Origin of the sequence: Variovorax sp. J31P179 (assembly GCF_030316985.1) — a bacterium.
GTDB classification, from domain to species: Bacteria; Pseudomonadota; Gammaproteobacteria; order Burkholderiales; family Burkholderiaceae_C; genus Variovorax; species Variovorax ginsengisoli_B.
In genome coordinates, this window is record NZ_JASZYL010000004.1 from 76471 (window position 1) to 94699 (window position 18229).

The 18229-nt window shown below is 68.1% G+C and carries 17 protein-coding genes; 13 read left to right on the forward strand and 4 right to left on the reverse strand.

Going from position 1 to position 18229, the window contains the following annotated elements:
* Nucleotides 1–62: 62 nt before the first annotated feature.
* From QTI17_RS11480 to QTI17_RS11490, 3 genes are all read left to right on the forward strand, one after another.
* Nucleotides 63–1298 (forward strand): MFS transporter, encoded by a 1236-nt coding sequence (locus tag QTI17_RS11480; protein WP_286533215.1) that lies wholly within the window; start codon nt 63–65, stop codon nt 1296–1298.
* A 177-nt stretch (nt 1299–1475) separates the two neighbouring features.
* On the forward strand, nt 1476–1889 hold the full coding sequence (locus QTI17_RS11485; protein WP_286533216.1) for a mobile mystery protein A: 414 nt from the start codon (nt 1476–1478) through the stop codon (nt 1887–1889).
* A complete protein-coding gene (locus QTI17_RS11490; protein ID WP_286533218.1) occupies nt 1880–2470 on the forward strand; it encodes a mobile mystery protein B in 591 nt (196 codons plus the stop codon). Before QTI17_RS11485 ends, QTI17_RS11490 begins: the two co-directional genes overlap by 10 nt.
* Before the next feature lie 24 nt (nt 2471–2494).
* Here QTI17_RS11490 and gyrB read toward each other — a convergent pair whose 3' ends face one another.
* The 3 genes from gyrB to dnaA form a co-directional block, all read right to left on the reverse strand.
* Complete coding sequence (gene gyrB, locus QTI17_RS11495) at nt 2495–5119, reverse strand: DNA topoisomerase (ATP-hydrolyzing) subunit B (RefSeq protein ID WP_503011038.1); 2625 nt, start codon at nt 5117–5119, stop codon at nt 2495–2497.
* A 147-nt stretch (nt 5120–5266) separates the two neighbouring features.
* Nucleotides 5267–6373 carry a DNA polymerase III subunit beta gene (gene dnaN, locus QTI17_RS11500; RefSeq protein ID WP_286519625.1) on the reverse strand — a complete coding sequence of 369 codons (1107 nt, stop codon included), beginning with the start codon at nt 6371–6373 and terminating at the stop codon, nt 5267–5269.
* A 271-nt stretch (nt 6374–6644) separates the two neighbouring features.
* Complete coding sequence (gene dnaA, locus QTI17_RS11505; protein ID WP_286519626.1) at nt 6645–8024, reverse strand: chromosomal replication initiator protein DnaA; 1380 nt, start codon at nt 8022–8024, stop codon at nt 6645–6647.
* A gap of 337 nt (nt 8025–8361) precedes the next feature.
* Here dnaA and rpmH point away from each other — a divergent pair, with 337 nt between their 5' ends.
* From rpmH to QTI17_RS11540, 7 genes are all read left to right on the forward strand, one after another.
* Nucleotides 8362–8496 carry a 50S ribosomal protein L34 gene (gene rpmH, locus QTI17_RS11510; RefSeq protein WP_007834827.1) on the forward strand — a complete coding sequence of 45 codons (135 nt, stop codon included), beginning with the start codon at nt 8362–8364 and terminating at the stop codon, nt 8494–8496.
* Between the two features lie 81 nt (nt 8497–8577).
* On the forward strand, nt 8578–8964 hold the full coding sequence (locus QTI17_RS11515) for a ribonuclease P protein component (protein WP_286533812.1): 387 nt from the start codon (nt 8578–8580) through the stop codon (nt 8962–8964).
* Complete coding sequence (gene yidD / locus QTI17_RS11520) at nt 8961–9251, forward strand: membrane protein insertion efficiency factor YidD (protein ID WP_286519627.1); 291 nt, start codon at nt 8961–8963, stop codon at nt 9249–9251. The genes QTI17_RS11515 and yidD overlap by 4 nt, the downstream gene beginning before the upstream one ends.
* A complete protein-coding gene (gene yidC / locus QTI17_RS11525) occupies nt 9248–11032 on the forward strand; it encodes a membrane protein insertase YidC (RefSeq protein ID WP_286533222.1) in 1785 nt (594 codons plus the stop codon). Before yidD ends, yidC begins: the two co-directional genes overlap by 4 nt.
* A 62-nt stretch (nt 11033–11094) precedes the next feature.
* Nucleotides 11095–12507: a tRNA uridine-5-carboxymethylaminomethyl(34) synthesis GTPase MnmE gene (gene mnmE, locus QTI17_RS11530; protein WP_286533226.1), complete on the forward strand. Its 1413-nt coding sequence runs from the start codon at nt 11095–11097 to the stop codon at nt 12505–12507.
* A gap of 85 nt (nt 12508–12592) precedes the next feature.
* Entirely contained in the window at nt 12593–13060 is a 468-nt protein-coding gene (locus tag QTI17_RS11535; RefSeq protein ID WP_286533228.1) for a Crp/Fnr family transcriptional regulator, read from the forward strand.
* A gap of 7 nt (nt 13061–13067) precedes the next feature.
* Entirely contained in the window at nt 13068–13946 is an 879-nt protein-coding gene (locus tag QTI17_RS11540) for a zinc ribbon domain-containing protein (protein WP_286533230.1), read from the forward strand.
* A 13-nt stretch (nt 13947–13959) separates the two neighbouring features.
* On the opposite strand, the gene QTI17_RS11545 is transcribed toward QTI17_RS11540, so the two are convergent.
* The gene (locus QTI17_RS11545) at nt 13960–15945 is read right to left on the reverse strand and encodes a cation:proton antiporter (RefSeq protein ID WP_286533231.1); all 1986 of its coding nucleotides are present in this window, start codon (nt 15943–15945) and stop codon (nt 13960–13962) included.
* Nucleotides 15946–16033: 88 nt separating this feature from the next.
* Here QTI17_RS11545 and QTI17_RS11550 point away from each other — a divergent pair, with 88 nt between their 5' ends.
* Genes QTI17_RS11550 through lptC form a run of 3 tightly spaced genes read left to right on the forward strand, consistent with a single transcriptional unit; the run spans nt 16034 to nt 18227 of the window.
* Nucleotides 16034–17035 (forward strand): KpsF/GutQ family sugar-phosphate isomerase, encoded by a 1002-nt coding sequence (locus QTI17_RS11550; RefSeq protein WP_286533233.1) that lies wholly within the window; start codon nt 16034–16036, stop codon nt 17033–17035.
* Entirely contained in the window at nt 17035–17583 is a 549-nt protein-coding gene (locus QTI17_RS11555; RefSeq protein ID WP_286510435.1) for a KdsC family phosphatase, read from the forward strand. The genes QTI17_RS11550 and QTI17_RS11555 overlap by 1 nt, the downstream gene beginning before the upstream one ends.
* Entirely contained in the window at nt 17580–18227 is a 648-nt protein-coding gene (gene lptC / locus QTI17_RS11560; protein WP_286533235.1) for an LPS export ABC transporter periplasmic protein LptC, read from the forward strand. The genes QTI17_RS11555 and lptC overlap by 4 nt, the downstream gene beginning before the upstream one ends.
* Nucleotides 18228–18229 lie beyond the last annotated feature (2 nt).

The window sequence follows — 18229 nt, forward strand, 5'->3', positions numbered from 1 at the left end:
TGCGAGGGCCGCCTCGACGCCGTCAGACTCGACAGCCCACAACAGACGGTGGATTGCCACACATGAACGCCCCCTGCTCCTCCTGCACCGATGCCCTTTCCGAAGCCGCTCCCGACACCTCCCGGTCCGCCTGGCTGGCCGTCGGCTCGATCGCCGTCGGCACCTTCGCGATGGTCACGACCGAATTCCTGCCGATCGGCCTGCTGACCGACATCGGTGCCGGGCTGCAGGTCAGCGACGGCACCGCCGGGCTGATGGTCACGATGCCGGGCGTGCTGGCGGCCTTCGCCGGGCCGGCGCTGATCGTCGCCTCCGGCCGACTGGACCGCCGCACCGTCATGGTGACGCTGACCGCCATGCTGGTGGCGTCGAACCTGCTGGCGGCTTTCGCACCGAATTTCGCGACGATGCTCGTGGCCCGCCTGCTGCTGGGCCTGTGCATCGGCGGCTTCTGGACTTTCGCGCCGAGCGCCGCCACCCAGCTGGTGGCATCCGGTTCGCAGGCGCGCGCCATGTCGCTGGTGCTGGCCGGCGTCTCGGCGGCCACCGTGCTCGGCGTGCCTGCCGGCGCGCTGGTCGGCACTTTGGCTGGCTGGCGCGCCGCCTTCGGGCTCACGGGCGCACTGGCGGCGGTCGTGCTGGCGATCCAGGTCTGGCTGCTGCCCGCGATGCCGCCGGCCCGCGCCATCCGGCCGCGCGACCTGCTGACGCCGCTGACACGGCGCATGGCGCAGGTCGGCCTGCTGGCGGTGCTGTTCCTTGTGGCCGGCCATTTCGCCGCCTACACCTATCTCAAGCCGCTGCTGCAGCAGGTCTTCGGGCTCGACGCCAACGGCGTCACGACATTGCTGCTGGCCTACGGCGCGGTCGGCTTCTTCGGCACTTTCGTCGGCGGCTCGCTGGTCGCCCGCAGCGTGCGTGCGGCGGCGCTGCTGGCGGCCGTGCTGCTCGCGGCCGCGCTATTGCTGTCGACGGTGGTGGGCAGCGGCTTCCTGGCCGGCGCCGCGGTGGTGGTCACCTGGGGCATCGCCTTCGGCATGATCCCGGTCGCCCTGACCGGCTGGATGATGGAGGCCGTTCCGGATGCGCCCGAAGCCGGCCAGGCCTTGCTGGTGAGCGGCTTCCAGGTCGCGATCGCCTCGGGCGCCCTGCTCGGCGGCCTGGTGGTCGACGGCTGGGGCATCTCGAGCGCGATGCTGCTGAGCGGTGGACTGGTGCTGGTGGCCGCCGTCGTGGTGGGTGGGCTGGGGCGGGCGCCCCGGCGCGCAACACTGGCCGCGTCGGCTGAGCGGGGCTGAGCCCATCGGCAACCTCGGGCACGGAAGCAAGCGCCATCAATCTGCTTCCTTATGGACTAGCAAATTATATAAGATTGCTGCATCATAAGGTATCATGTTGCTATTCCAAGAAAGCCTATGGGCTAGCAAATGTCCCCTGAGCTGAGCCGGCTTCGACTCGAACAACTGCAAGCCACCATGCCTGCCTTCGCAGACATGATGAAGCGGCCTCGGCCGTCACGCGGATGGCTGAAGCTGATTCGAGAAGCGCTGGGGCGCACCGAACGCCAGCAAGCCCAGCGCCTGGGGATCTCGGGGCCCACGCTGCACAAGTCCGAACAGTCGGAAGCCGACGACCGCATCACGCTGGGCCAGTTGCGCAAGCTCGCAGACGGGCTCGACTGCGAGCTCGTCTACGCCCTGGTGCCCCGCCGCCCATTGACGGACATGGTCGAGGAGCGCGCCCGAGCCATCGCCATCGAAGAGGTCGGCGGGGTGGCCCACACCATGAGCCTCGAGGACCAGCGCCCCGGCGCGGCGCGACTTCGCAAGCAGGTGGACCGCAGGACCGAGGAACTGCTGCGCGGGCGCTGGTCAGACCTGTGGCGATAGACCTCGACGAGCAAGATGGCCAGACGCCTCTGGACCCGGATGAGAACGCCGGGCTCATCCCGGACCATCTGGCCACCAAGAGCGACCTGAACGACTGGGAGCAGGAGAACATCCTGCGCGCCGTGCGTTGGCTGAAGCGGGCGCGTTCGCCGGACGTGCTCAGCGAGGGCTTCTGCCGGGGGTTGCATCAACAAATGTTCGGCAAGACCTGGGCGTGGGCCGGCACCTTCCGCCGCTCGGACAAGAACATCGGCTGCGACTGGACTCACGTTGCGGTGAGGCTCAAGGATCTGTTCGACAACACGCGCTGGTGGGTCGACAACGCCACGTTTCCATTCGACGAGATCGCGGCGCGCTTTCACCGCGACCTGGTCTGGATTCACCCTTTCCCCAATGGCAACGGCCGACACGCACGCATGATGGCCGACGCGCTGTTGCGCAGCCTTGGCCAGCCTGCGTTCTCCTGGGGAGGCGGCGGCGATCTGGTGTCCGCCAACGATGCGCGCTCGCGGTATTTGGCGGCCCTGCGCGCCGCCGACCAGGGTGACCATCACCCGCTGCTTGCGTTTGTCCGCAGTTGAGTCCGGCGCCCCGCTCAGCGTCCCTCAAACGTCGATATTCGCCGCCCGCAGTGCGTTCTGCTCGATGAACTCGCGCCGCGGCTCGACCTCGTCGCCCATCAGCATCGTGAACACGCGATCGGCCTCGATCGCGTCGTCGATCTGCACCCGCAGCAGGCGGCGCACCGCCGGGTCCATCGTGGTTTCCCACAACTGCTCGGGGTTCATCTCGCCCAGGCCCTTGTAGCGCTGGCGCGCCGTGGCGTTCTCGGCCTGTCCGATCAGCCAGCGCATCGCCTCGCGGAAGTCGTTGACCTTTTCTTCCTTGGCGCGCTCGCCCTCGCCGCGCTTGACCACCGCGCCTTCGCCCAGCAGGTCGCGGAAGGTCTTGGCCGCCTCGGACAAGGCCGCGTAGTCGGCGCCGTGGACGAAGTCCTGCGTCAGCACGCTGCTCTTGATGTTGCCGTGGTGGCGACGGCTGATGCGCAGCAGCGGCTTGTCGGTGCGGGTGTCGAACTCGCTCGACACGTCCGCCGGCGCGCCGGTGGTGTTGAGTTCGCGCAGCTTGTTCTGCAGTGCCACGGCCGAGGCCTCGGCGCTGGCCGTGGTGTCGAGGTCGAGCGACACGCCGTCGGCGATCGCGCGCAGCGCCGCCGCATCGAGGAACACGCCGAGCCGGGCGATCACGGCCTCGGCCAGCTGGTGCTTGCGCGCCAGTTCGGCCAGGGTGTCGCCGTTGAGCAGGGTCGGGCTCGCGCCGCCGGTGGACACGCTCGCATCCTTCAGCGCCACCTTCAGCAGGAAGGCGTCGAGCGCCGGGCCGTCCTTGAGGTACTGCTCTTCCTTGCCGACCTTCACCTTGTAGAGCGGCGGCTGCGCGATGTAGATGTGGCCGCGCTCGACCAGCTCGGGCATCTGCCGGTAGAAGAAGGTCAGCAGCAAGGTGCGGATGTGGGCGCCGTCGACGTCGGCGTCGGTCATGATGATGATCCGGTGGTAGCGCAGCTTGGCGACGTTGAAGTCGTCGGCGCCGCCGCCCGAGGTCGTCGCGCCGGCCCGGCCGATGCCGGTGCCCAGGGCGGTGATCATGGTCAGGATTTCGTTGCTGGTCAGCAGCTTCTCGTAGCGTGCCTTCTCGACGTTCAGGATCTTGCCGCGCAGCGGCAGGATGGCCTGGAACTTCCGGTCGCGGCCCTGCTTGGCGGAACCGCCGGCGGAGTCGCCCTCGACCAGGTAGACCTCGCACAGCGCCGGGTCCTTCTCCTGGCAGTCGGCCAGCTTGCCCGGCAGGCCCATGCCGTCGAGCACGCCCTTGCGGCGCGTCATCTCGCGCGCCTTGCGGGCGGCTTCGCGCGCGCGGGCCGCCTCGACGATCTTGCCGCAGATGATCTTGGCGTCGTTCGGGCGCTCCTGCAGGTAGTCGGTCAGCAGGCGGCCGACGATGTCCTCGACCGGCGCGCGCACCTCGCTCGACACCAGCTTGTCCTTGGTCTGGCTCGAGAACTTGGGCTCGGGCACCTTGACGCTCAGCACGCAGCAAAGGCCTTCGCGCATGTCGTCGCCGGTGACCTCGACCTTGGCCTTCTTGGCGAACTCGTTCTCTTCGATGTACTTGTTGATGACCCGGGTCATCGCGGCCCGCAGGCCGGTCAGGTGGGTGCCGCCGTCACGCTGCGGGATGTTGTTGGTGAAGCACAGCACCTGCTCGTTGTAGCCGCTGTTCCACTGCATCGCGACCTCGACCCCGATGTGCGTGCCCGGAATGCCGCCGTAGGTATCGGCCGGCTTCTCGCCCATCGCGTAGAACACGTTCGGGTGCAGCACCGTCTTGCCCTTGTTGATGAACTCGACAAAGCCCTTGACGCCGCCGGCGCCCGAGAAGTCGTCTTCCTTGCCGGTGCGCTCGTCGATCAGGCGGATCCGCACGCCGTTGTTCAGGAAGCTCAGCTCGCGCAGCCGCTTGCTGAGGATCTCGTAGTGGAAGTCGGCGTTTTCCTTGAAGATCTCGGTGTCGGGCAGGAAGTGCACCTCGGTGCCGCGCTTCTCGGTCTCGCCGATGACCTTCATCGGCGACACCTCGACGCCGCCCACCGTCTCCAGCAGGCGGTTCTGCACGAAGCCCTTGCTGAACTCGAGCGTGTGGACCTTGCCGTCGCGCCGCACCGTCAGGCGCAGCATCTTGCTGAGCGCGTTGACGCAGCTCACGCCGACCCCGTGCAGGCCGCCCGACACCTTGTAGCTGTTCTGGTTGAACTTGCCGCCAGCGTGCAGTTCGGTCAGCGCGATCTCGGCCGCCGAGCGCTTCGGCTCGTGCTTGTCGTCCATCTTGACGCCGGTCGGGATGCCCCGGCCGTTGTCGGTCACGGAGACCGAGTTGTCGGTGTGGATCGTGACCACGATGTCGTCGCAGTAGCCCGCCAGCGCCTCGTCGATCGAGTTGTCGACCACCTCGAACACCAGGTGGTGCAGGCCGGTGCCGTCCGAGGTGTCGCCGATGTACATGCCCGGGCGCTTGCGCACCGCCTCCAGCCCTTCGAGGATCGTGATGGAGCCTTCGCCATAGGAGGTGTCGCCGGCCGGTGTCACCTCGATCGGAATCGCGCTGTCGATTTCAGGGGTGTAAACCGGCTCGGTGTGCGGCACTTCCGGCTTGTTTTCTTCGCTCATCACTTTCTTTCTCTCTCGGCGCCGCGCTGGGCACCGTCTGTTCGGGAGATACCGCGGAACCGGCTTTGCCGGCCCGCTGGTATCGCCCCCTGCAAGGGGGTGGGCGGCTACACGAAGTGAGCCAACCTGGGGGTGTGCCAGGTCCTTGTGCTAAATCCTCATCGGCATGACGACGTACTTGAACGACGCGTTCTCGGGAATCGTCATCAGCACCGAGCTGTTGGAGTCCGCCAGGTCCAGCTTCACCATGTCCTGGCTCATGTTGGCCAGGGCATCGATCAGGTAGGTCACGTTGAAGCCGATCTCGATCGCGTCGCCGCCGTAGTCGATGTCGAGTTCGTCCTGCGCCTCTTCCTGCTCGGCGTTGTTCGACGCGATGCGCAAGGTGCCGGGCTCGATGTTGAGCCGCACGCCCTTGAACTTCTCGCTGGTCAGGATCGCGGTGCGCTGCAGGCTGGCCAGGAGCGGTGCGCGGCCCAGCGTGACCGTGTTCTTGTGGGTCTTGGGGATCACGCGGTTGTAGTCGGGGAACTTGCCCTCGACCAGCTTGGTGACGAACTCCATGCCGCCGAAGCTGAACTTGGCCTGGTTGTTGGCGAACTGCATCTCGATCGCGCCTTCGGCGTCGGACAGGAGACGCTGCATCTCCAGCACGGTCTTGCGCGGGAGGATCACCTCCTGGCGCGGCACCTCGACGTCGAGGGTGGCCGAGGCGAAGGCCAGCCGATGGCCGTCGGTCGCGACCAGGCTCAGCTGCTTGCCTTCGGCGACGAACAGGATGCCGTTGAGGTAGTAGCGGATGTCGTGCACCGCCATCGCGAACGACACCTGGCCCAGCAGGTCCTTCAGGGTCTTTTGCGGCACGCTGAACACCGGGCCGAAATTGGCCGACTCCTGCACCAGCGGGAAGTCTTCGGCCGGCAGCGACTGCAAGGTGAAGCGGCTCTTGCCGCCCTTGAGCACCAGCTTGCTGGCGCTCGACTCGAGGCTCACGGTCTGGTCGGCCGGCATGGTGCGCAGGATGTCGATCAGCTTGCGGGCGCCGATGGTGGTCGTGAAGTTGCCTTCGTCGCCGCCGAGTTCGGCATGGGTGCGGATCTGGATCTCGAGGTCGCTGGTGGTGAGCTGCAGCTGGCCGCCGGTCTTGCGGATCAGCACGTTGGCCAGGATCGGCAGCGTGTGGCGGCGCTCGACGATGCCCGCCACGGACTGCAGCGCGGCGAGGACTTTGTCCTGGGTAGCCTTCAAAACGATCATTGTCTTACCTCTTCCTTATTTCTTTAATTCAAATTAGTAGTAGTAGATAAGGGACGCACTGTGCTGTGGACAGCGTCGTTTTCCGCTTTCGTGACAGGCACTTGGCGCTGCCGGCCGGCTGTGCGCAGCCCTGCTTCGGGGCTGTCGCGCCAGGGCGCACAACTTCGGCGCGCAGCGCCCGCCTGTGGACAAGCCCTTTCTTGTGCCGGAACTGTCCCCAGAGTTGTCCTTTGACAGGGGTCGATGGTGATGGCTGTACCGCACGCATCTCTCAGCCCTTCAGGGTCTGCTCCAGCACGTGCAACTGCTGGTTGAGCTCGGTGAGCTGCTGCCGCTCGCCCGAGATCTTGCGCACCGCATGCAGCACCGTGGTGTGGTCGCGGCCACCGAACAGCTCGCCGATCTCGGGCAGGCTCTTCTGGGTCAGCTCCTTGGCCAGGTACATCGCGATCTGGCGCGGCCGGGCGATCGAGGCCGGCCGCTTCTTCGAGTACATGTCGGCGACCTTGATCTTGTAGTAGTCGGCCACCGTCTTCTGGATGTTCTCGACCGAGATCTGCCGGTTCTGGATCGACAGCAGGTCGCGCAGCGCCTCGCGCGCCAGGGCGATCGAGATCTCTTTCTGGTTGAAGCGCGAGTAAGCCAGGATCTTGCGCAGCGCGCCTTCGAGCTCGCGCACGTTGGAGCGCACGTTCTTGGCGACGAAGAAGGCGACCTCTTCGGGCATCTCGGCGCTCTCGGCGCGCGCCTTGTTGATGAGAATCGCGACGCGCATCTCGAGCTCGGGCGGCTCGATCGCGACAGTCAGCCCCGAGTCGAAGCGCGAGACCAGCCGCTCGTGGATGTCCGCCAGGCCCTTGGGATAGGTGTCGCTGGTCATCACGATGTGCGACTTCTTGGCCAGCAGCGCCTCGAAGGCATTGAAGAATTCTTCTTGCGTGCGGTCCTTGTTGGCGAAGAACTGGACGTCGTCGATCAGCAGCAGGTCGAGCGAGTGGTAGCGTTCCTTGAACTCGTCGAAAGTCTTGCGCTGATACGCTTTGACCACATCCGAGACGAATTGCTCGGCGTGGATGTAGAGAACTTTGGATTCGGGGCGGTCGGCGAGCAGGCGGTTGCCCACCGCGTGCATCAGGTGGGTCTTGCCGAGGCCGACCCCGCCATAGATGAAAAGCGGGTTGTAGAGGTGGCCCGGCATGCCGGCCACGTGCATCGCCGCGGCACGCGCCATGCGGTTCGCCGTGCCTTCGACCAGGGTGTCGAAAGTGAGGCCCGAGTTGAGCCGGTTCTTGAAGGCGGCGGCGGCCAGGTCTTCGCCCGAAGGCACCATTTCGCGCGGCACATCGGTTTCAGACACGATCGCCATAGATGCCGGCCGGCTGGCGATTTCTCGAGGAGCGAGCGCTAACTCAATGATGACTGGCTGGCCATAGAGCTTCTCGGCCATCGAGGCGATCTTGCCGGCGTACTGGGCCCGGATCCAGTCGAGTTTGAAGCGGTTGGCCACGAACACCGTGACCCGCGACAGATCGTCCGTGACCTTCGCGGTCAGCGGCTTGATCCAGGTGTTGAACTGCTGTTCGGACAGTTCCTGTGCGAGCTGGTCGACACAGGCCTGCCAGAGGCTGTCACCGATGCCTTCACCCGGCATGGGCGCTCTGAAAAGTGGTTTGTCCCTCAGCCATTCTCTCGTCTTGGTATTGTGGATAGTCGCACCCGCGATGCGCCCTGGATTCTAACTTGTCAAAACCTTATCCACATGGTCTGGACGGTGGCGGAAACGCTTGCGAACCAACCGGTCATTGTGGCGCAACCGAAACTTTGCGATAATCGCGGGTTTCCCTGAAAACCTTCTTTGTGTGTTTCGGGGTATTCGCATCATCGCGCCTCGCCGGGCCCTTCCGGTTGCGCGGTAGAGAACAGTCCCCGGCCCCTCGAGGCCCGGAGGCTCAAAAACGCCGGCCCAGCCGGTGAATCAGGAAATCATCATGAAACGCACGTATCAAGCATCGAAAGTCCGCCGCGCCCGTACCCACGGCTTCCTGGTCCGCATGAAGACCCGCGGCGGCCGCGCCGTGATCAACGCACGCCGCGCCAAGGGCCGCAAGCGCCTGGCCGTCTAAGGCCAGACACTTTCGCCGGCTCCGTTGCCAGTCGACCCGCTGCCGCCCTCACCGTTCGACGGCGTCCCGCGGTTGGCTTCCATGCAGCGGCTCAAGACCCGCGCGCAGTTCCAGGCCGTCCTCGCAGGTGCCACCGTGGCGCGCACAGCCCACTTCGCACTGCACCGCTGCGCGCTCGACGCGCCGGGCGGGGCTGCGCCGCTGTTCGCTTCCGACGATGTCTGGCTGGGCGCCATGGTTCCCAAGCGCTGGGCCCGTCGGGCGGTCACCCGCAACGCGATCAAACGCCAGATCTACACCGTGAGCGCTGCCGTCGCCGAGTCGCTGCCGCGCGCGGCGCACGTGGTGCGCCTGCGTGCGGCCTTCGATCGCAAGCAATTCGTCAGCGCGTCGTCCGACGCGCTCAAGGCCGCCGTCCGCACCGAACTCCAGCAACTGCTGGCGCGGGCCGGGGCGGCGCGCGCATGATGCGGCGCCTGCTGATCGCCCTGGTCAAGGGCTACCGGCTGCTGCTGAGCCCCTGGCTCGGGCAGTCCTGCCGCTTCGAGCCGACCTGCTCCGTCTACGCGATCGGCGCGCTCGAGCAGCACGGCGCCGCCAAGGGCAGCTACCTGACACTGCACCGCATCGCGCGCTGCCAGCCCTGGTGCCAGGGCGGCCACGATCCGGTGCCTCCAAAGACACAGCGACCGGCGCCCAGGCGCGGGTCGCTGTTCGCCTTTCTCTCCCCCGACGACAAGAAGTCTTCTTCATGAACGATATCCGCCGCACCATCTTGTGGGTGATTTTTGGTTTCTCGCTGGTGTTGCTGTGGGACCAATGGCAGGTCTACAACGGCCACAAGCCGACCTTCCTGCCCTCGGCCAAGACCGCCGCCCCCGCCGATTCGTCGGCGCCGCCCGCTGCCAGTGCCAGCGGCGTCCCGGCGGCTGCCGCACCGGCGGCCGGTGCGGTCCCGGTGCAGGGCTCGGCGCCCGCCATCGGCGAGAAAGTCACGGTGTCCACCGACGTCTTCAAGGCGACCATCGACGGTGAAGGCGGCACGCTGTCCGAACTGCAGCTGCTCCAGTTCCTCGACCAGACCAACCACGGCGGCCTGGTCGAATGGGCCCGCCGCCTGGTCGGCCTGCCGGTGCCGCAGAACGAGGTCCGGCCGGTCATGCTGATGGAGAACGGCTCGCCCGCCACCCGCTACGTGGCCCAGACCGGGCTGCTGAACACGGTGGACACCGGCGACCGCTTCCCGAACCACCTGAGCCTGATGACCGCGCGCCCCGGCCCGCGCGAACTCGCCGAAGGCCAGAACAAGCTCGAAGTCGTGTTCGAGTCGCAGCCCGTGGGCGGCATCAAGTACGTCAAGACCTACGTGTTCCAGCGCGGCGACTACACGATCCGCGTCAATCACCAGGTCGTCAACGTGAGCGACAAGCCGCGCGACGCCCAGCTCTACCTGCAGTTCACGCGCCACGGCACGGTCGCCGCCGGCACCATGTTCGGCACCAACACCTTCACCGGCCCGGCCATCTACACCGAGCAGAAGAAGTTCCAGAAGATCGCCTTCACCGACATCACCAAGGGCAAGGTCGAACTGCCCGCGCCGGCCGACAACGGCTGGGTGGCGATGGTCCAGCACTACTTCGTCTCGGCCTGGCTGCTCAACGTGCCCGGCAGCGACACCATCAAGCGCGAGTTCCGGGTCGCCGACCTCGGCAACAACCTGTTCTCGGTCGCGATGGTGCTGAAGCTGCCCGAGCTGGCACCGGGCGCCTCGCAGGCGATCGACAGCAACCTGTTCGCCGGCCCCGAGGAAGAGAAGAAGCTCGAGGCGATCGCCACCGGCCTCGACCTGGTCAAGGACTACGGCATCTTCGCGATCATCTCCAAGCCGCTCTACTGGCTGCTCAACAAGCTGCACGGCATCCTCGGCAACTGGGGCTGGTCGATCGTCGCGCTGGTGGTGCTGCTGAAGGCGGCGTTCTACTGGCTCAACGCCAAGGCCTACGCGAGCATGGCCAAGATGAAGGCCATCAATCCGAAGATCATGGAGATGCGCGAGCGGCTCAAGGACAAGCCGCAGGAGATGCAGCAGGAGATGATGCGCATCTACCGCGAGGAGAAGGTCAACCCGATGGGCGGCTGCTTCCCGATCGTGATCCAGATCCCGGTGTTCATCGCGCTCTACTGGGTGCTGCTGTCCTCGGTCGAGATGCGCCATGCGCCGTGGATCCTCTGGATCCATGACCTCTCGGCACCGGACCCGTGGTTCATCCTGCCGGTGGTCATGACCGCCACCTCGCTGTTCCAGACCTGGCTCAACCCGACGCCGCCGGACCCGATGCAGGCCAAGCTGATGTGGATCATGCCGCTGGCTTTCAGCGTGATGTTCATCTTCTTCCCGGCCGGCCTGGTGCTCTACTGGATCACCAACAACGTGCTGTCGATCGCGCAGCAGTGGTTCATCAACAAGCGCCTGGGCGTGCTGGGCAATCCGCCCAAGAAGCCGAAGGCGCCGATCCTGGCGAAGCCAGGCAAGTAAGGCCTCGGCCATCGACCCGAAGGGCCGCGAAAGCGGCCCTTTTTACTGGAAGAATCGTTCCCATGCTCGCCCGCACCGCCGATCCGATCGTTGCCATCGCCACCGCCTCAGGCCGCGGGTCGGTCGGGATCGTGCGGGTCTCCGGCCGCGAGCTGGCGCCGCTGATCGACGCCCTCTGCGGCCGCGCGCTGAAGCCGCGGGAGGCCAGCTACCTTCCGTTCCGCGATGCCGACGGCTCGCCGATCGACCGCGGCCTGGCGCTGCACTTTCCGGCCCCGCATTCCTTCACCGGCGAGGACGTGTTCGAACTGCAGGCCCATGGCGGCACGGTGGTGCTGCAACTGCTGCTGGCGCGCTGCCTGGCGGCGGCCGCCGAGACCGATCCGGCGACCGGCCGGCCGCGCCTGGCGGGCCTGCGGGTGGCCGAGCCCGGCGAGTTCAGCCAGCGCGCCTTCCTCAACGGCAAGATCGACCTGGCGCAGGCCGAGGCGATCGCCGACCTGATCGACGCCAGCACCGAAGCCGCGGCGCGCAGCGCCAGCCGGTCGCTGTCGGGCGCCTTCTCCGACGAGATCCACACCTTGCTCGAGGCCCTGGTGCGCCTGCGCATGCTGGTCGAGGCGACGCTCGACTTCCCCGACGAGGAGATCGACTTCCTGCAGGAGGCCGACGCCGCGGGCCAGCTGGTGGCGCTGCAGTCCCAGCTGGCCGCGGTGCAGCAGCGGGCCCGCCAGGGCGCCCTGCTGCGCGAGGGCATCAAGGTCGTGATCGCCGGCCAGCCGAATGCCGGCAAGAGCTCGCTGCTGAATGCGCTGGCGGGCGCCGAGCTGGCGATCGTCAGCGCGGTCGCGGGCACCACCCGCGACGTGGTTTCGCAGACCATCCAGATCCAGGGCGTTCCGCTGCATGTCGTCGACACCGCCGGCCTGCGCGACAGCGTCGACGAGGTCGAGCAGATCGGCATCGCCCGCGCCTGGAGCCAGATCGAAGGGGCCGACGCGGTGCTGTTCCTGCACGACCTGACCCGCAGTGCGGCCCCTGCCTATGCGCAGGCCGATGCCGACATCGCTGGGCTGCTGGCCGGCCGGCTGCCCGCCAGCGTGCCGGTGATCGATGTCTGGAGCAAGCTCGACGCGCTGCCCGCAAAGCAGTCGCCGCCCGACAGCGGCGTCAGCCTGTCGGCGCGCACCGGGGCCGGCATCGAAACCCTGCGTCGCCGACTGCTCGAGGTCGCCGGCTGGCAGGCGGTTCCGGAAGGCGTCTACCTGGCGCGGGCCCGCCACGTGCAGGCGCTGTCGCGGGTCGAGGAACACATCGCGCTGGCGACCGCCCACCTGGCAGCCCATGCCCAGTTGCTCGACCTGCTGGCCGAAGAGCTGCGGCTGGCGCAGAACGCACTGAACGAAATCACCGGCGAGTTCGGCGCCGACGACCTGCTCGGCGTGATCTTTTCCCGCTTCTGCATCGGCAAGTGAGCGAGAGTGTGTCATTCTGTGACATCTGTCACCACAGATTTGGCCTTTCGCAGATACTTCCGACGCACAGCAGGACAAACGAACGATGTCATCCAGCATTCAGGATCTTTGCCGCGCGATCGCCCAGAACACCAGCTACGACGCCTTTGCGCCGGCGCTCAATTCGCTGCAATGGGAAACGGTGGCTGCCTATCTGCAGCCCTTCGACCTCACCGCGGGCCAGGTGCTGATCGACCAGGGCGCCCAGGACCGCACGGTGTTCTTCATCGAGAGCGGCGCACTCAGCGTGCACCTGATCGGCGACAAGGGCCAGATGCAGCTGGCGATCCTGAATCCGGGCTCGGTGGTCGGCGAAGGCTCCTTCTTCTCGCGCGCACCGCGTTCGGCCAACGTGGTCGCCACCGGGGCGGCCCGGGTCTGGCGACTGACCGGGATCCGCTTCGCCGAACTGTCGAACCGGCAGCCCAACCTGGCCCTGGAGCTCACGATGGGGCTCGGCGCCGTGATCGCCAAGCGTCTGGTGAACAAGCAGAAGCGGGTGGCGGTGACCTGAGCGCACGATGACCCTGGTGTGCGCGGACTGCCGCACGGACAACCGTGACGGCGCCAAGTTCTGCAAGGGCTGCGGACGGAGGCTGGTCGCGTTGACCGCACCGCAACCGGCCGCCCTCCCCGGCGCCGAAGCGGAATGGCCCGCCACCCAGCGCATGGCGAGGGACGTGGAGCTTCCGCCGCCGCTGCCGACCCCCCGTCCCCGTCGGCCGGCCATCCCCTCCAACGGGAAGGCGCCCCCTCGCGAAGCGTCCCCCGCGCCCCGGAAGCATCCGCCTCGAGCCGGCGCCCCGCCGCGCCCGAACCCGCTGCGCACGGCCGTGATCGGCCTGGCGGCCGTGGGTCTTGTGGTGGCGCTGGCCGCCTGGTTGTTCTCGTCCGGTTCGCCGCCGCCGGTGGCGGTGGCGGTGTCCGCGCCCCCTTCGCCGGCGGCCACGCCGGCGCCCGCTCCGGTCGAGGCGGCGGTACCCGTTGCGCCCACGCCTGCGGCCGAGCCCCAGCCGCAAGCCGAGGCCCCGGCGCCAGAGCCCGTCGCCAGCGCGCCTGTTGCAGAGCCACCGCCGCCGGCGCCAACGGCCCAGGCGGTCGCGCCACCAGCCGCCCCCGCCAGGCCCAGCCCGCCAAAACCCCGCAAGCCGTCAGCACCGGCGGCCGCACCGGCGCCCGTGGCCGCCGCACCTGCCCCGCAGCCGGAACCCGCGCCAGCCCCGCCGCCCCCGCCCCCGAACCCGCAGGCGCAATGCGCCGGCCTGAACTTCATCGCCCGCGCCCAGTGCATGGCCGCGCAGTGCGCCAGGGCGGAATTCAGGACGACGGCCCAGTGCGACGCGGTCCGCCGACAACAGCAGGTCGAGGAAGAAAAGCGCAATCCGACGCTGCTGAACTGAGCGGTCCCCGCGCTCAGCCCTTCTGCAGCTTGTCGATCGCCACCGCCAGCGCGCCCGGCTTGCCCGACAACACCAGCGTGTCGCCGTCGGCCAGCACCGTGTCGTCGTCGGCATCGGCGGCCTTGCCGTCGCGGCGGCGCAGGCTCGCCACGCGCACGTTCAGCCCCGCCAGCGCCAGCCTGGCCAGCGGCTGGCCGATGGCGCGCGCGCCGGCCGTCAAGGTGAAGGTGTTGAGGCGCTCATGGTCGATCTCGTCGGCGTTGTCGTCGTCGGCGCCGTGGAAATAGCCGCGCAGCAGGTTGTAGCGCGCATCGCGCTGGTCCTGGACGACGCGGATCACGCGCCGCATCGGCACCCCGACCAGCGCCAGCGCATGGCTGGCCAGCATCAGCGAGCCCTCGATCGCCTCCGGCACCACCTCGGTCGCGCCGGCCGCCTGCAGCTTCTCGAGGTCGCGGTCGTCCTGGGTGCGCACGATGACCGGCACCTGCGGCGCATGGGCGCGTGCGTTGGCCAGCACCTTCAGCGCTCCCGGCACGTCCTGGTAGGTCACGACCAGGGCGCTGGCGCGCGCGAGGCCCGCCGCCATCAGCGCCTGCAGCCGGGACGCATCGCCGAACACCACCGAATCGCCGGCCGCGGCCGCCTGCCGGACCCGGTCCGGATCGAGGTCCAGCGCCAGGTAGGGGATGCCCTCGCGCTCCAGCATCCGCGCCAGGTTCTGGCCGCAGCGGCCGTAGCCGCAGATGATCACGTGGCGTGCCGTGTTGATCGTCTTGCGGGCGATCGTGGTCATCTGCAGCGACTGCTGCAGCCAGTCGCTGGCCACCAGCTTGCGCACGATCCGGTTGCTGTACATGATGATGAAGGGGGTCGACAGCATCGACAGCACCATCGAGGCCAGCACCGGATTCGCCAGCCACGCCGGCAGCAGGTCCTGGCCCTGGGCCAGCGCCAGCAGCACGAAGCCGAACTCGCCGGCCTGCGCCAGGTAGAGGCCGGTGCGCAGCGAGACGCCGGCCGTGGCGCCCAGGACCCGCGCCAGTGCCGTCACCAGCACCAGCTTGAAGGCCAGCGGCAGCAGCAGCAGCACCGCCACCAGCGCCCAGCGCTCGACCACCACGTGCCAGTCGAGCGACATGCCGATGGTGATGAAGAAGAGCCCGAGCAGCACGTCGTGGAACGGCCGGATGTCGGTCTCGACCTGGTGCTTGAACTCGGTCTCCGACACCAGCATGCCGGCGACGAAGGCACCCAGCGCCAGGCTCAGGCCGGCGAGTTCGGTCAGCCAGGCCAGGCCGAGCGTGACCAGCAGCAGATTGAGCATGAACAACTCCTCGCTGCGCCGGCGCGCGACCAGCGTGAGCCACCAGCGCATCACGCGCGGCCCGCCATACAGCAGCACGCCGATCAGGAAGCCGGCCTTCAGCAGCGCGAAGCTGAGCGCCTTCAGCAAGGTCTCGGGCGGGGCGCCGAGCGCCGGGATCAGCACCAGCAGCGGCACCACCGCCAGGTCCTGGAACAGCAGCACGCCCATCACCCGCTTGCCATGCTCGCTGTCGATCTCCAGCCGCTCCGCCATCAGCTTGACGACGATCGCCGTGCTGCTCATCGTGAGTGCGCCCGAGAAGACCAGCGCGGCCTGCCAGTGCAGCCGCCAGGCCGGCGGCAGCCAGTGCGACAGCAGCATCGCACCGACGGTGGCCACCGAGATGGTCAGCATCACCTGCAGCAGGCCGAGCCCGAACACGTGGCGGCGCATCGCCCGCAGCTTGGGCAGGCTGAACTCGAGCCCGATGACGAACATCAGGAAGACGACGCCGAATTCGCCCAGGTGGCGGATGCCCTCGGAGTTCTGCGCCAGGGCCAGCGCATGGGGTCCGATCAGCACCCCGGCCGAGAGGTAGCCGAGCATCGGCGGCAGCCGCAGCAGGCGGCAGACAACCACGCCGATCACCGCAGCGAGCAAATACATCAGCGTCAGATCGAGCGAGGACATGCCCGCATGCTAGCAACACGCCTGCCCGCTTCCGGCGCCATTTCATCCCCATGGGGGACTCGACGCGGCCGGCCGATAAAATCCGCCGATGAGCTCCCGCCCCTCCGCGACCCCCTCCGTCGATCCCGACGCCCTGCTGGCGCGCGCGCGCGTCACTTTCGACATCGAGGCGGCTGCGGTGCTCGGGCTCAAGGAACGGCTCGGTCCGAGCTTTCCTGCCGCGGTGCAAAAGATCCTCGACGTCCGCGGCCGCGTGGTCGTGATGGGGATGGGCAAGAGCGGCCATGTCGGCCGCAAGATCGCCGCCACCCTGGCTTCGACCGGCACGCCGGCGATGTTCGTGCATCCGGCCGAAGCCAGCCATGGCGACCTCGGCATGATCAAGGCGGTCGACCTGGTGCTGGCGATCTCCAACAGCGGCGAGGTCGAGGAACTCACCACCATCCTGCCGGTGGTCAAGCGCCAGGGCGTGCCGCTGATCGCGATCACCGGCCGCAGCGACTCGACCTTGGCGCGCCATGCCGACATCGTGCTCGACAGCGGGGTCGAGAAGGAAGCCTGCCCGCTGAACCTCGCGCCGACCGCCAGCACCACCGCCCAGATGGCGATGGGCGATGCGCTCGCGGTGGCGCTGCTCGACGCCCGCGGCTTCGGCACCGAGGACTTCGCCCGCTCGCATCCGGGCGGCGCGCTGGGCCGCAAGCTGCTGACCCACGTCAGCGACGTCATGCGCTCGGGCGACGAGGTGCCGCGCGTGGCTCCCGGGGCGAGCCTGAGCGAGATCATGCGCGAGATGAGTGCCAAGGGGCTCGGCGCCACCGCGGTGGTCGGCCCCGACGGCCGCGCGATCGGCATCTTCACCGACGGCGACCTGCGGCGCCAGGTCGAGACCGGCGCCGACCTGCGCGCCCTCACCGCCGCCGACGTCATGCATGCCGGGCCGCGCACCTTGCGCGCCGACGCGCTGGCCGCCGAGGCGGCTGACCTCATGGAACAGCATCGCATCACCAGCGTGCTCGTGGTCGACGCGGCCGGGCTGCTGATCGGCGCGCTCAGCATCAACGACCTGATGCGCGCGAAGGTCATCTGATGGGCGTCGAATTCAGCCCCGAGACCCTGCTCGCCGCCCAGGACATCCGGATCGCCTTCTTCGACATCGACGGCGTGCTGACCGATGGCGGGGTCTACTTTACCGAGCACGGCGAAACCCTAAAGCGCTTCAGCATCCTCGACGGCTACGGCCTCAAGCTGCTGCGCAGCGCCGGCATCACGCCTGCCGTCATCACCGGCCGCGACTCCAAGCCGCTGCGCGTGCGGCTCGAGGCGCTCGGCATCGCGCACGTGCGCTACGGCACCGAAGACAAGCTGCCGGCCGCCGAGGCGATGCTGGCCGAGCTGGGCTTCGACTGGTCGCAGGCTGCCGCGATCGGCGACGACTGGCCTGACCTGCCGGTGCTGTCGCGCGTCGCCTTCGCGGCCGCGCCGGCCAATGCCCATGCCGAGGTGCGCGCCATCGCCCGCCATGTCACCGCCGCGCGCGGCGGCGAGGGTGCGGCACGCGAATTCTGCGACCTGCTGCTGACCGCCGGCGGCCACTACCGCCGCCTGCTGGACCGCGCGCGAGGCCGGGCCGAATGAAGTCCGCGTGGCGCGTGCTGCGCGATGCCTTCGACCGGCTGACCATCTACCTGCCGATCATCCTGACGGCGGTGCTCGCGCTGGGCACCTACTGGCTGGTGCGCAACGCGCCCGAGATGCTCACGCCGCAGCCGGCCGAAGCGCCGACGCACGAGCCCGACTACTTCATGCGCGGCTTCTCGGTGAAGAACTTCCAGCCCAACGGCGACCTGCGCACCGAAGTCTTCGGCAAGGAGGGCCGTCACTACCCGGACACCGACACGCTCGAGGTCGACCAGGTGCGCTGGCGCTCGATCTCGCCCCTCGGGCTGGTCACGCACGGCTCGGCCGACCGCGGCGTGTCCAATGGCGACGGCACCGAGATCCAGCTGTTCGGCAATGCGATCGTGATCCGCGACGCCGCCAAGGCGGCCGACGGCACGCTGCTGCCGCGCCTCGAGTTCCGCGGCGAGTTCCTGCATGCCTTCATCGACACCGAACGCGTGAAGTCCCACAAGCCGGTCACGCTGATCCGCGGGTCCGACAAGTTCACCTCCGATGCGATGGACTATGACAGCCTGACCGGCATCGCCAATCTCCAGGGCCGGGTGCACGGCCTGATCATGCCGCCGCCTTCGGCCGTGGCGCCGGCACCGAAGCGCTGAGT

Coding starts and splice junctions, on each gene's coding strand:
- QTI17_RS11480 (WP_286533215.1), top strand. CDS start 63: ATGAACGCCCCCTGCTCCTCCTGCACCGATGCCCTTTCCGAAGCCGCT.
- QTI17_RS11485 (WP_286533216.1), top strand. CDS start 1,476: ATGCCTGCCTTCGCAGACATGATGAAGCGGCCTCGGCCGTCACGCGGA.
- dnaN (WP_286519625.1), bottom strand. CDS start 6,373: ATGATCGTTTTGAAGGCTACCCAGGACAAAGTCCTCGCCGCGCTGCAG.
- dnaA (WP_286519626.1), bottom strand. CDS start 8,024: ATGCCGGGTGAAGGCATCGGTGACAGCCTCTGGCAGGCCTGTGTCGAC.
- rpmH (WP_007834827.1), top strand. CDS start 8,362: ATGAAACGCACGTATCAAGCATCGAAAGTCCGCCGCGCCCGTACCCAC.
- QTI17_RS11515 (WP_286533812.1), top strand. CDS start 8,578: ATGCAGCGGCTCAAGACCCGCGCGCAGTTCCAGGCCGTCCTCGCAGGT.
- yidD (WP_286519627.1), top strand. CDS start 8,961: ATGATGCGGCGCCTGCTGATCGCCCTGGTCAAGGGCTACCGGCTGCTG.
- yidC (WP_286533222.1), top strand. CDS start 9,248: ATGAACGATATCCGCCGCACCATCTTGTGGGTGATTTTTGGTTTCTCG.
- mnmE (WP_286533226.1), top strand. CDS start 11,095: ATGCTCGCCCGCACCGCCGATCCGATCGTTGCCATCGCCACCGCCTCA.
- QTI17_RS11535 (WP_286533228.1), top strand. CDS start 12,593: ATGTCATCCAGCATTCAGGATCTTTGCCGCGCGATCGCCCAGAACACC.
- QTI17_RS11540 (WP_286533230.1), top strand. CDS start 13,068: ATGACCCTGGTGTGCGCGGACTGCCGCACGGACAACCGTGACGGCGCC.
- QTI17_RS11545 (WP_286533231.1), bottom strand. CDS start 15,945: ATGTCCTCGCTCGATCTGACGCTGATGTATTTGCTCGCTGCGGTGATC.
- QTI17_RS11550 (WP_286533233.1), top strand. CDS start 16,034: ATGAGCTCCCGCCCCTCCGCGACCCCCTCCGTCGATCCCGACGCCCTG.
- QTI17_RS11555 (WP_286510435.1), top strand. CDS start 17,035: ATGGGCGTCGAATTCAGCCCCGAGACCCTGCTCGCCGCCCAGGACATC.
- lptC (WP_286533235.1), top strand. CDS start 17,580: ATGAAGTCCGCGTGGCGCGTGCTGCGCGATGCCTTCGACCGGCTGACC.